16 protein-coding genes are annotated in these 12,576 nt (G+C 31.0%); 3 read left to right on the top strand and 13 right to left on the bottom strand.

Annotated elements, in window-relative coordinates; genetic code table 11:
* Positions 1-158 precede the first annotated feature (158 nt).
* Positions 159-773 carry a hypothetical protein gene (locus ABE048_RS04490; RefSeq protein ID WP_430309432.1) on the bottom strand — a complete coding sequence of 205 codons (615 nt, stop codon included), beginning with the start codon at positions 771-773 and terminating at the stop codon, positions 159-161.
* A gap of 525 nt (positions 774-1,298) precedes the next feature.
* Here ABE048_RS04490 and ftsH point away from each other — a divergent pair.
* A complete protein-coding gene (ftsH, locus tag ABE048_RS04485; protein WP_430309430.1) occupies positions 1,299-3,131 on the top strand; it encodes an ATP-dependent zinc metalloprotease FtsH in 1,833 nt (610 codons plus the stop codon).
* Between the two features lie 160 nt (positions 3,132-3,291).
* Here ftsH and ABE048_RS04480 read toward each other — a convergent pair whose 3' ends face one another.
* From ABE048_RS04480 to ABE048_RS04460, 5 genes are all read right to left on the bottom strand, one after another.
* Positions 3,292-3,870 carry a GDYXXLXY domain-containing protein gene (locus tag ABE048_RS04480; protein WP_430309428.1) on the bottom strand — a complete coding sequence of 193 codons (579 nt, stop codon included), beginning with the start codon at positions 3,868-3,870 and terminating at the stop codon, positions 3,292-3,294.
* The gene (locus ABE048_RS04475; RefSeq protein ID WP_430309426.1) at positions 3,848-5,308 is read right to left on the bottom strand and encodes a DUF2157 domain-containing protein; all 1,461 of its coding nucleotides are present in this window, start codon (positions 5,306-5,308) and stop codon (positions 3,848-3,850) included. The genes ABE048_RS04480 and ABE048_RS04475 overlap by 23 nt, the downstream gene beginning before the upstream one ends.
* A gap of 170 nt (positions 5,309-5,478) precedes the next feature.
* Complete coding sequence (locus tag ABE048_RS04470; protein WP_430309424.1) at positions 5,479-5,640, bottom strand: hypothetical protein; 162 nt, start codon at positions 5,638-5,640, stop codon at positions 5,479-5,481.
* Positions 5,641-5,658: 18 nt separating this feature from the next.
* Complete coding sequence (locus ABE048_RS04465) at positions 5,659-5,856, bottom strand: hypothetical protein (RefSeq protein ID WP_430309423.1); 198 nt, start codon at positions 5,854-5,856, stop codon at positions 5,659-5,661.
* A gap of 22 nt (positions 5,857-5,878) precedes the next feature.
* The gene (locus ABE048_RS04460; protein ID WP_430309421.1) at positions 5,879-6,046 is read right to left on the bottom strand and encodes a hypothetical protein; all 168 of its coding nucleotides are present in this window, start codon (positions 6,044-6,046) and stop codon (positions 5,879-5,881) included.
* Between the two features lie 263 nt (positions 6,047-6,309).
* Here ABE048_RS04460 and ABE048_RS04455 point away from each other — a divergent pair, with 263 nt between their 5' ends.
* The gene (locus ABE048_RS04455) at positions 6,310-6,963 is read left to right on the top strand and encodes a hypothetical protein (RefSeq protein ID WP_430309419.1); all 654 of its coding nucleotides are present in this window, start codon (positions 6,310-6,312) and stop codon (positions 6,961-6,963) included.
* 35 nt (positions 6,964-6,998) lie between these two features.
* On the opposite strand, the gene ABE048_RS04450 is transcribed toward ABE048_RS04455, so the two are convergent.
* The 5 genes from ABE048_RS04450 to ABE048_RS04430 all read right to left on the bottom strand — a co-directional run bounded on the left by ABE048_RS04450 (position 6,999) and on the right by ABE048_RS04430 (position 10,480).
* Positions 6,999-7,361: a hypothetical protein gene (locus ABE048_RS04450; RefSeq protein ID WP_430309417.1), complete on the bottom strand. Its 363-nt coding sequence runs from the start codon at positions 7,359-7,361 to the stop codon at positions 6,999-7,001.
* Between the two features lie 18 nt (positions 7,362-7,379).
* On the bottom strand, positions 7,380-7,979 hold the full coding sequence (locus ABE048_RS04445) for a dienelactone hydrolase family protein (protein ID WP_430309415.1): 600 nt from the start codon (positions 7,977-7,979) through the stop codon (positions 7,380-7,382).
* Positions 7,980-8,022: 43 nt separating this feature from the next.
* Positions 8,023-8,439, bottom strand: a complete 417-nt coding sequence (locus ABE048_RS04440; RefSeq protein ID WP_430309414.1) for a GNAT family N-acetyltransferase — start codon at positions 8,437-8,439, stop codon at positions 8,023-8,025.
* A 798-nt stretch (positions 8,440-9,237) separates the two neighbouring features.
* Entirely contained in the window at positions 9,238-9,711 is a 474-nt protein-coding gene (locus tag ABE048_RS04435; protein WP_430309413.1) for an SAM-dependent methyltransferase, read from the bottom strand.
* Positions 9,712-10,162: 451 nt separating this feature from the next.
* A complete protein-coding gene (locus tag ABE048_RS04430; protein ID WP_430309412.1) occupies positions 10,163-10,480 on the bottom strand; it encodes a hypothetical protein in 318 nt (105 codons plus the stop codon).
* Positions 10,481-10,740: 260 nt separating this feature from the next.
* Between ABE048_RS04430 and ABE048_RS04425 the strand changes: the two genes are divergently transcribed.
* Positions 10,741-11,256 (top strand): DUF4352 domain-containing protein, encoded by a 516-nt coding sequence (locus ABE048_RS04425; protein WP_430309410.1) that lies wholly within the window; start codon positions 10,741-10,743, stop codon positions 11,254-11,256.
* A gap of 162 nt (positions 11,257-11,418) precedes the next feature.
* On the opposite strand, the gene ABE048_RS04420 is transcribed toward ABE048_RS04425, so the two are convergent.
* Positions 11,419-11,628 (bottom strand): DUF3797 domain-containing protein, encoded by a 210-nt coding sequence (locus tag ABE048_RS04420; protein ID WP_430309409.1) that lies wholly within the window; start codon positions 11,626-11,628, stop codon positions 11,419-11,421.
* A gap of 316 nt (positions 11,629-11,944) precedes the next feature.
* Entirely contained in the window at positions 11,945-12,547 is a 603-nt protein-coding gene (locus tag ABE048_RS04415) for a hypothetical protein (protein WP_430309407.1), read from the bottom strand.
* Positions 12,548-12,576 lie beyond the last annotated feature (29 nt).

The raw sequence follows: 12,576 nt of genomic DNA, 5'->3' as shown, positions 1-12,576 counted from the left end.
CATTTTCGCTCATTTCCTTAGACAGTAAAATTTTAACTTTAAATACCATAAAAGTATACATTTCTATTCTAACTAAAATCACCATATAAAAAACAACCTAATTTCTCAATATTATTGAGAAATTAAGTTGTAAAAAGTTGAATATAAATATAATTCTTTTAGCTGTTCTTTTTAATATTTTCCATTAATCCGCCATCATCCAAATATGTTATTGCACCAATTTTCCCTTCCTCTGGGATCGTTGCAAGTCCTGTAATCTGGTATTTTTTTTCAGGGCTTCCCACTTTTTTATATTTCACATCGACTACAAAATCATAGTCATCTTTATAATCTTTATTTTTCGTTATAGAAATATTAGCTACTTTAATTTGAACGTCTTTTGAATGCATTGTATATGAGAATGCAGATCCAACAAAAAATTTATCGAATCCAGTGTTGGTAAAGTAAGGCTGATATAGCTCTTCTATATATTGGTATAACTCACTACCATTTGATGCATTTAATACTTTCTTTCCGTCCATATTAATGAGATTTTGTGGATTTTTAAGGATTTCATTGTATTTTTGCTTCGGACTTGTAAATTCTGATTTAAGCACATGTGTAATTGAATTGATACTTTTATTATCTCCCTCAACGTTATATTCTACTTTGACAGTTGTCTCATCCCCAGATTGTTCACTTTGAGAACACCCCACAAGGGTTAGAAGCAGTAGAAAGAAGACTCCAATTGTCATCAAACTTTTAGTTATACTTTGTTCTTTAATAGTCACCATTTTTTTAGGAAAATTCCTATTAATCACTATACATCACCTTTCTTTTCGATTATTTTTTGAAATAGCTGCAACACGAAACCAAATGTTCTATTTTAAATTTTTCAAATTCTTATTCTTTAATTACATTAATATAGCCTAGCTCATCTCTTCTTCATGTGAACTATCAAATTAGCTATTTTTGTTAGTACATCATATTGAGAATTAAGAGACATTATTATTACAGGTATTTTAAAATATCAGATGGATTTGTAACACATTTGTTACACAAATGTAATTTATACCAACAAAGCCCGTTATATAGGGGTTTTAATTCGGAATGCATGGCTTTCGTTACAACAATTAATATTAGGATAAGAAACTAAGACTTTAATAATATCGTTATTATTCAACACAGGACATATGATATAGTTGCTTTTTTAAAGAATGGGAGGTTCCAATTATTAAAACAAATTGAATAATTACACCTGATATGGAGAATCTAATTTATATTACAAAAAAACGAATTATTTAAGGTAGAGGTGTGAGATGAAAGAAGTAAAACCTCCAAAGAAATCACTTTTATATTTCTATGGCATTACGTTACTGGTCATTGTGCTCTTAAATTCCTTTATATTCCCAGCCGTTATTAATTACTCCACAAAAGTAGTTGATTATGGAACATTTTTAAACATGGTTGAACAAGGGAAAGTAAAAAAAGTAAATATTGAAAAAAACGATATTGTTTTTACGCCAAATGATACGTCGAAGGTGAAGCTTTATAAAACTGGTATCGTTGAAGATCCTAAATTAGTTGACCGTTTGCATGAAGCAAATATTGAATTTTCAAAGGAAATTCCTAAGGAAAATTCACCTTTAATGAGTTTTATTTTTGCTTGGATAATACCATTCTTAATCTTCCTCGCTATCGGTCGATGGCTATCAAGAAAAATGCAAAGCAAAATGATGGGTGGAGGAAATTCTTTATCACTTGGTAAAAGTAAGGCCAAAGTTTATGTTGAATCTGAAACAGGTGTTACCTTTGCAGATGTTGCAGGTGAAGATGAAGCAAAAGAGGCATTGCAAGAAATTGTTGAATTTCTTCATAACCCGAAAAAGTATAAAGAAATTGGCGCAAAAATACCAAAAGGTGCTTTATTAGTAGGTCCTCCTGGTACAGGTAAAACACTTCTCGCAAAAGCAGTTGCCGGTGAATCTAAAGTTCCATTCTTCTCGATTTCAGGTTCTGAATTCGTAGAAATGTTTGTAGGAATGGGTGCAGCAAGGGTTCGTGACTTATTTAAACAAGCACAAGAAAAAGCACCCTGCATCGTTTTTATTGACGAAATAGATGCAATTGGGAAAAGTCGTAACACAGGAATCTCTGGTGGAAATGATGAAAGAGAGCAAACTTTAAATCAGCTATTAACTGAAATGGATGGTTTTGATGCAGATAAAGGTGTTGTCATTTTAGCTGCCAGCAATAGACCTGAAACACTAGATAAAGCGCTCCTTAGACCTGGTCGTTTCGATCGAAGAGTACCAGTTGAATTACCGGATTTAGCCGGTCGTGAAGCGATTTTACGCGTCCATGCCAAAAATGTAAAACTTGACGAGAATATTGATTTTAATGTGATTGCTAGAGCTACTTCAGGTGCATCTGGTGCCGATTTAGCAAATATTATCAATGAAGCAGCACTAAGAGCTGTGAAATTGGGCCGTCGTAAAGTAAACCAAACTGATTTGGAAGAATCTGTGGAAGTAGTCATCGCAGGTTATCAACGGAAGCATGCAGTAATCGCGATGAAAGATAAATTAACAATCGCTTATCATGAGATTGGTCATGCCTTAGTTGCTGCTAAGCAAAGTCATTCCTCACCAGTTCATAAAATAACTATTATTCCGAGAACTTCTGGAGCATTAGGTTATACGATGCAAGTTGATGAGGGAGAAACCATACTAATGTCTAAAGAACAGGCATTAGATAAAGTGACCACATTAATGGGTGGCCGCGCTGCAGAGGAAATTATTTTTAAAAGAATCACTTCTGGTGCATCTAATGATATTGAACAAGCAACGAAACTTGCCAGATCTATGGTGACAAGATATGGAATGAGTGATGAGTTCGATATGATGGCTCTAGAAACAGTGAATAATGCCTATTTGGGTGAAGATACTTCCCTTTTAGTTTCTACAGAAACAGCATCTAAAATTGATGATGAGGTTCTTAAAATCATCAAATCATGTCATAAAAATGCTATTGATATTTTAAATGATAATATTGATAAACTACATGAATTAACAAAGTACCTCTTAGAAAAGGAAACAATCACTGGAGAGGAATTCATGGAAATTTTATCTAATGGAGAAAAAAATGAATGATATGGTTTAAAAATTAATTGTTACTAACCTTTGCAGTATCTGGCACAATTAATTAGAAAAAACCCTCACATTGAATGGTTAGCTTCAATGTGAAGGTTTTTTTAATGTAACTCATTTAGATTTTGGAAAAACAAAGGATAAAAATCCCCTTCTCTACTTATTAATCAACAATATTGATACTCCTTATTACAGCGTATCCATTTCTTACTCTGATTTCTGCTTTTAATTTACCTTTTTGAGACTGTTTTTCTAAATGTGTGCCCTTATTATCTTCTACATAGTATCGTTCAATGGGAATATTAACATGAGCTACTTTCGGTGACTTATCGTTATCCCAATCTGCTTGGTCAATTGAGGAATCTAATTCACCTTTGATAAATACTCCTGTTTTTGGCTTAGTTTCCGTCACTTTTATGGCATCGTAAGTATTTGTTTTCTTGTTTTGCTTTAGCTTAATATATACGGTTTTGGCATTATCAAAATTGAAATATTCTTTATCATTGCTTAATTGTTTCTGTAACCCCATATCTAAGAGATTCAGAGGTATAGTTTCGATTTCAAACTCTAAGTCTACATAGTCTCCATAAACTATATCAGATGGGTCAACAGGTGTAGTTTGTAAATAAATTGTTTCACCTGTTAAGACAGTTAAAAGTGGTTTTACAGTCATTGCAATTAATATGATTACAGGAACTAAAAGAGAGAGGAAGAATTGTTTATTCCTTGTCAGTTTTCTCATTCTTCTTTCCTCCTTTACGTGTACGTTCAAACCAATAACCAAGAACAATTAGGAGAATACCCCCTAAGATGAAAGCAATTGATTTACTCATAAATTGAAGTGATAAATCAACATAGAATCTGAAAACAAAGATACTTATGATGAATACCCCTAGTAGATTGTTCTTCGCTACTAAAATCAGTGCATAGATACAGTACGCTACGCCAAGTACTAGACAAATAACTGCGGGAATAGATGAACCTGATAGACTAGGATAACTGGATTCCCATAAATCTGGGAAGCTTAAGGCTAAAGCAGAACTGAAGTGTATGATTGCACCCATAATTTTCGAAGCTGGATCGTACTCTCTGAAAGGTTGGTAGTATAAAATCATACCTAAAACAAACAAAATAGCTAAAAGAAATACTGAATTATTTGAGTGGACAAAATAAGTGTAAATGGTGATAACGGATATTAATAAAGCTAAAGTGTTCGTCGTAAATAAGATGATGGACTTCTCATAGTAACGGTGAGTTACATAATACAGTGTTGGAAGAACCACAATGAAGGTGATTAAACCAAATGCTATTTCCATTGTGTTACTGATATTTGAGTCTTCGGAATACAAAGAAGTAATAGCCTCAATAACTAATGCAGTATTAATGATAAATAGTATAAGTGATTTATTATAGAAACGATGCCCTATGAAGAATAATATTGGGATACTAATTAAGAATATCCACGGGAAGTGATGATCTCCTATAGGGATGTAATAGAACTGGAATTGAATATATTGATAAACAAAGAATAAATTTACCCATTTCAATATGTACTGATATTCCTTTAACATATAATGTCCAGCTAGGAACAGAAGTGGTATTACGATAATTGCCCCATATGGATATGGACTGTCGATTACAATAAATTTCATTTCTACAAAAATGTAGACTAAAGCTAAACTGAATCCCTTTAAATACTTATCCTTCAAGTAATACGCAAGTGGCAAGGTACCAATCCCCCATGCTAGGAACATATCTGATGCGTGAATGCCTAAGTGAAATAACTGGCCTATATAGAATAGTTCTCCCCCAAAAGCGAAAACACCAATGTAATAAGAGGTTTTTGAAAGTGTAGGTTTCTTTACTTCTAGCAACTTACCTACTATGAAGAAGATGATTAAGATTGCTAATAAAATAATATATTTCGTGATACTTGTTAGGTGTGACCAGTTACTCGCAACAAATGTAAGGATGCCTAAACCAATGAGAATCGAACCAATTGTGAGTAGAACATGAATAATATTAATATTAATATCATTTTTTGACTGGCTTTTGTTCGGATTATCATATAACTGCATCAAATCGTTTGCTTGACCTTTTTGTAGTTTTCCAACCGACTCTAGATACTTTAACTCTTCAGATAAAAAATTATAAAATGACTGCGGGATTATTCTTTTCAAGTGGTACACCTCCAATTTTTTTTACAATTAAAACGAATGATAACAAACGTTTCGGTTGCACATAAAAATGTAATTTTTCCAATCACTCTTCTTTTTTTGCCCTAAGTCAATACCTAACACAAGTGACCCACGTTTTATAAAACTAATTTATGCTTCCTTTTGTGAGGGAATTATTGCACTCTCTTTTCTACAAATAGTAATATAAATGTAGCTAGTGGACCTAAAAATAAAGATAAGCAAAACCAATTGAATCCAGTTCGATTCTTTCCTTGGGCAATTCCAGCGTTAATTAGCGCTAAAGTTCCCCAGCCAATATAATAATCTTCTTTCATTTTTACACCTCTCTAAATTTATACGCTTTTCTTCGAATGCATATATTTTTGAGTTAGTAATCCACTATTAAATATGTTTAAAATCAAAGCAAAGAAGAAAATGATTTGTACAAATCGATTTCCATCATTTAACTCGAATCTAGAAAAAATTAAATAAATAGAACATCCTGATACGAATAACGATAAAATTAGCTGTCCCTTCAAAGATTTAATCAATTTATTCCCTCCTCATAAAGAGTTATTCCCCTTTATTTTTACGGTTTAATTTTTCTTCAATTGATTTCAAAATTGTATTATTCTCTTTTTGTAAATTCACCATATTAACCATAAACCAAATTACAAATATAATTGGAATAATATAAATAAACAAGATAAGCAAAGGCGCAAATGAAGCAATCATAGTCATTTCTCTTAATCTTCCTTTCTATTTCATAGGTAGGCTTATATACATTTAATCCATCTTTTTATTTTACTCATATCATCTTTAGTAAATTATAACTTAATTCAAATCTTAATATCCACATATTCCCTATTATTCAATTTGCTAATCAACAATCACCTTAATTTGGAAAATTATCTCCTTTTTGCTTTTCTAAAATTTCTTTAAGTAGAATACAATGTAATAGATAATTTTGGATTGAATATTTACGACAAAAAGGATGTGAAAGATTGTATAGCAAAATACTACGATTTATATTCTTTTGTATCCTACTATTTTGTTTTTGGTATTCATTCGATATTACTAGATTTAAAGATTCTGTGTTTCAAAAAAGAATTGAAAATAGAACTGTATTTAGTGTAGATTCATTCGATTCATTACCTACTAAAGAAATTACGATACAGCAAGCTATCGATCTTGGAATTCAACAAGCGAAAGAATATGACAAAAATCCTCTATTGATTAATATGGCAAGTGTTGATGATGGGAAAATAAGTGGTCTTGATGGAAAGAAAGCTAATTGGAATGGAATGTTTAGTTTACCTAATGCAAAGTATCGAATGGCTACTGAAATAAAAAATGGAAAATTAAAAAAATATATTATATTGGATACCTCGAGTGACATTCCATTTAAAAGATCAGATATTACTATCAATAGCAATGACATTGTCAATTTAGCTGTTAAAAGATTTGCTCTTAGACCTAGCTTTAAAAAACCACCTTTTAAACTAGGCTATCATTTTCAAATTTTACGTGACGATGAGCAAAGACCTTTTTTTATAATAGAAGGACAAACTAAATCCGGAAAGTATATGGAAATTTATTACGATCCATCTGCTGGTGAATATTTAGGGAAAGGCGTTCAAGAAAACGATAATAATTGAAATTAAAAGTAATATTAGAAACTTTTCTATCGTTTTTAGATTAAAAAGACAAATATGATGAACACAACAAAAATCATTGTAAATAGCAAGACAAATGATGATTGTATTCGAATAAATCTGCTTTTAGTACTTTGCTGTTTAATCTCTGCAACTTTTTTCGCTACTTTTATATTGAAGGGAACAAAGTATAAAGAAAGTAGGATACCAACACTAAGTGATACGACAATCAACTGGATATACACAGGGAATTCTAACTTGAACATCCAACCACTTATTATAAAAACAGGTACGCCAAACCAAATGAAAGATGTAAAAAATATTAATACAAACACAATAATCAGTAGCATAAAGTCTTTTTTCAGTATGAATTTGTATGCATTTCCGTATAACTTCATCATATCTCCTTTATCCCCGTATTATTTCAATAAGAAATTCTTTATTATTTCATTTGCTTTTATGTAAGACTCCCTATTAAACTCCTTTGAGTAAGGATTCGCAAAACCATGAGTACCTGTTAGGAGCTGCGTTTCAACATCCTTCTTTTCTAATTGATTAACTAGTAACGAAACATCAAATGATTTTTCGGTCTCACCATACATACATAAAACTGGGCAAGCTGGTGACATTTCTAAATAAATACGAATACGTGATCCATAAACGCAAACGATTCGATCAACTTCCTTCATTTCACTGCATAACCAAGCAACAGTAGCCCCGATACTAAAACCCACGATATGTACTTTTTCATATTCTGAACTCAATTCTTCAATTAATTTCTTAGTTTCTGTCGCAGCTTCTTCAAATCCAATTTTTTCTGTGAAAAATTGATATGCTAATTGTTCACTATCATAAGTAAATGGACCATCCTTCTTAAGCAAATCAGGACATACTACATCGTAACACCCCAATTCACAAAAAAGATTAGCATAATACTTTATATGATCATTTATTCCATAAATTTCATGTAATAATACAATGACATTCTTTCGATTATGTTTAATTTCAAATATATTCATGCACCTCATTTATAAATGAATTTTCCCTTTTATTATATTAATACTATTCTAAATATTCCCTTGCTAATTCTTCATTTTGATAAATTGCCATTCCAGTCTTTAACTTTTTAAAACCGAATTTTTTGTAAAAAGTATCATTTCCAGTTGTTGCAATTAGTTGAATACAAGAAACATGTTCTAATTGTTTAAGTAAATCTTCTACTACAATTTTTGCAACACCTTTATTTTGAAAATCTTTATGTACGACAACATCATAGATTGTTGCATTAAATACACCATCTGAAAGAGCTCTAGCAAACCCTATAATTTTTTCACCTTCCATCACAAACACTTTATGAGTACTCGCATCAAAGACCTTTTGGATGACCTCTTCATCATGTTTCATCCAGCCTACTGATTGATAAATATTCTTTAAAATAGGCAAATCATCGGATTCTAATTTATACTTAATTGAAATCACTGTATCTCCCCTCTCCTACCATTATTACTATATATTATAATTAATTTCCATAATTATTGTAAAAAAATATATTCTAGATTTACCACTCAAAATATTGAAGGATAACAAACCTTAAAATCTAAATATTACTATGAGAATCAATTTCTTAAATCCATTTTCGGTTATTCAGATTTGTTTGTTCCGCTTCAGACGGCGCTTTCTACGGGCTTGGCTTCAATCTATTTTACCTACGTTTAGGGTATTTAAAAGTGTTTAAATATAAATATTAATAGAATTAATCTGTTTCTACTTGATGTGGAATTAGCTTCGCTTTCCGCGGGCGATCGTTGAGCCTCCTCGGCAGCGCTCCTCGCTGCCTGCGGGGTCTCACCTGTCTCGCTTTCCCGCAGGCAAAGATTGCTCCTGCATCGCTTCGCTAGCTTCGTCGCAGAAAATTCTTCTTGCTCTTACAGATCAAAAAGAATTTTCGCTAATTCCACATCAACAAAGATAGCTTTACAAGATTTTTATTATAAATGTTACCTTTTTTTACTTTTCAGAACTTACTATGTTCCTGAGGGCTTTCATTCACGCTTTTCCCTTAGAACTATGAATGAGCTTCATTGAATTAACATCGCACGAAGGAAATGCGAATTCATTTTCGAGGAGTCGCCGTTTTTCGCTCCACAATGAACAAAATTGGATATCATTTAATGTTCAAAGATTAAAGATTGACGGAAAAACTGAATATCTTGATAGAGTACAAGGTCTTTTTAATGATAATTATTTTAATGCTGTATTTTTTGGGGAATTGATTAGTTATTCTTTATGAGTCTTCCAATACTCTTCCATCAAGGTGATAGACCATTTTGGTTGAATAACTTCTTCCTTAGGCAAAAATTCTTTCATTACAGGTTTTATATCAATGATTGGTGTACCGTCAATTGCATCCAAACCTTTTACAACGATTTGATTTTCTTTAACTTGTAAAAGCTTAACAATTGTTACGCCTAATTTATTGGGCCTATTTTTACCTCTTTGGGCAAAGATGCCAACTTCAGGGAATTCTTTATTATTTCGTGGATGTCTAGCTTCATATTGGATTTTATCATCAGATACTTTATCAAAATAAAATATGATTTCTATATGAGAAAAATCATCTAGCCCCATAATGGCTGCTGGACTAATACTCGGATCCAGTTGAATGGTTGAAATAATGGATCCCCAATCATCATCTTCTAAGTTAATTCGAGTATTATGAACAAATGCAATTGGACTTATTGTAAACTGCATAATGATCCCCTTTCTTATGAATATTGTTCTTGTGTACATTTTATAGAATAATCATCATTAAGAAAATTAATATTATTATTAACATTTCCATAAGTAATTCTTATGGGAATGTTAAGTTAAGGAGCTATTTATATATGTAATCATAGGGTAATTGTTTATATTGGAATGATGTGTTTTATTCCTACTCAAGAGTAAGAATTAAACACAAATCTCAAATCGCAATTTCAAATTAGTTCTATATGTAAATATTCTCCCCTATCACTAACATTAGTATATTCATATTAGTTGTTATAATATTAAAAGGCTTTAACAATTTTAAAACCTTTCCCACATTTTATTGTAGGAAAGGTTTTACATTTTTGAGATAGAATTTGATTTACATTTTTTGTATTAAATATGAACGGAATATCTAAATTTCAGGTATTCTGCACAATTTAGAATTTCATATTTATTAATTGTGATCATGGTGATGCTCATGATCACAGCCACATTGTTCAGGAATAATATATCCATCTAAAACAAGTTCGACTTCATCACCAGTATCATCAATTCCAATTGTGACATCCTTTAAATCATCCACTACAGCCGGTTCAATTGCAATTTTCACATTGTCGACGATTTCAATTTTATCATCAGCTTGAGCTGGTTCAAACTCAGCAGTCAAAACTGGTTGACAACACCCTGCCAAATTATAAAAACGCAATGTATCTTCATTCTTTTCTGCCATTTCCTTTTTAAAAAATGCAGCAGCTTGTTCTGTCATTTGCATCTTCATCGCCTCCAAATATTGAAAGTCTATTTACAATAGAACTAGTGTAGCCACTACCATTTCCCTTCATACATCAAAATAAAGACCGCTTAGTAAATTTAATACACTTAATATTCTTCAAATTCTTAACCGATTATTTATAAATTTTAGACATCAAAAAGTGAACTTAGCCAACGAATAACTTAAATCAAACTAGTTAAGACTAAAATTAAAGTGATACATTGTTCTTTTAGTGGCCTTTTTTAAAGGAGGAAGAAATATTGAAAAAGAAATTAATGTGTGTAGTTTCTATAATTTTAGCCATTTTCCTTACAGCTTGTGGAGATACTCGAGTAAAAAAAGCAGAAGGTGATTCAACTACAAAAGTTGAACAAAAAGCAGACAAAAAAGAGAAAAATAAAATTCACACAGTTGGTGAAACAGTAAAAGTAAATGGTGTTGAAATTACTATTACTAAAGCAAAAATTGTAAAACCTGACAAAAACAATAGTCCACATAACGGAAAAGTACTTCAGGTAAACATAAAAGTTAAAAACGGTAGCAAAAATAAAATATATGTAGATTCAAGTCATTTTAGTTTATATAAGGGTGATAAAGCTCAAGATGAATACTATGGTAAAAAAACACCTATTTCTGGAGATATAAACAAGGGCAAAAAACTTTCTGGTTTCATCAAATATGACGTAGCTAAAACGGGTACCTATAAATTAATTTTTACTCCTGCATTTAGTTTAGATCATAAAGAAATAAAATGGAAAATTGACGTTAAAAAATAGTCAGAGAAAGGTCACCAACAACATGATTATCTAAAATGGTATTATCAATGGAGTTCATAAAAATAGTGATAGGTATTTCCTACCTATCACATCTTAATGTTTCAAAATAATAAGTCGTATAGATGAGCATTCTCTCGACTCATGCTTATTACAGTAATTACGTTAAATTTTTTCCATTTTAATTTTCACATTCCAACCACACTTACAAGTCCGTTCAAATGTTCCTAATTTTCCATCAAAATCCATTGAACCAACATTTTTGTTACTTCCTATACTACTATTTCCACATTCTAGGCAGGCTCCATAATCTTTTACAAGCTCTTGGACTAAATTCATACTGTTAAAAATGTCATCCTTATATTTAAAACTCAATTTTTCTCTCCTTCTCATTTTGGATTTCCACTTTCAGCATATTCCAACAACCATACATTTTGTGCTTGTTTAATGTATAAATACTTTATGTACAACCTTTTTCATGTATAATCACTTAAGCGTCATTCCTTTTAGAATGCTACTAATACTTCTCAAACAATAAAAAAATGTATTTGTAAGATCTAAATACATTTTCACCTTCACCTTCTTTTTTAATCTTTCCTATCAAAGAATAATTACTTTTTTATACTGATGCACATCATATTCTGAATACGACATAAAAAACATACTTACAATTGAGGTGCAGATAAAACTATCAATGCTTTTTAATTTTTTTAAGTTTTATTAAATCTTTCATCCAATGACTTTCCTGTTCAAAAATATTTTCTGTTCGAACTAACCCAACATTAGGTGCATAATACTCATCATACCAATCTTCATACCCTAAATTTGCAGATTGATACAGTCTTACTTTTATTACATGTTTAAAGGTGCCAGCTTTTGTTTTAACAGTTAAATTTGTTGCTATTATTTTCTTTTTATAGGTATCTATATATCCCCATGTTTTTCCTACTTTTATTGGATAAGAAATTTCTTTAAGCGGTTTAGTTTCTACTGAACAGGGAGGGGCTTCTGGGGCATCTGTACAGAAAGAATGAAATAGTCCATTTTTTGTCTCTTTATATGCATCGTAATTATGCGAAAATACAAGATATCCATTAACCTTTTTTATATATTTGTCAGTAAATGTTGAGTTAAATTCTTGGCTATCTTCGTCAGTAAATTTAAATTCATAAGTATAGATATTATTTTTACTTAGCATATAACTTGTTTTTGCGTTTGCATCATATCTATTAAATATTAATATAGAAGTAAAAATAACAATTATAGAAAAGACTAATTTAATTATTCTTCCCATTTATTAACATTCTCCAATCGTTTTTTATT

It is taken from the genome of Rummeliibacillus pycnus, from assembly GCF_050459865.1.
Taxonomy (GTDB): Bacteria; Bacillota; Bacilli; order Bacillales_A; family Planococcaceae; genus Rummeliibacillus; species Rummeliibacillus pycnus_B.
Note: the sequence above shows the minus strand (reverse complement) of the source record. Positions and strands in the feature narration are given on the sequence as shown.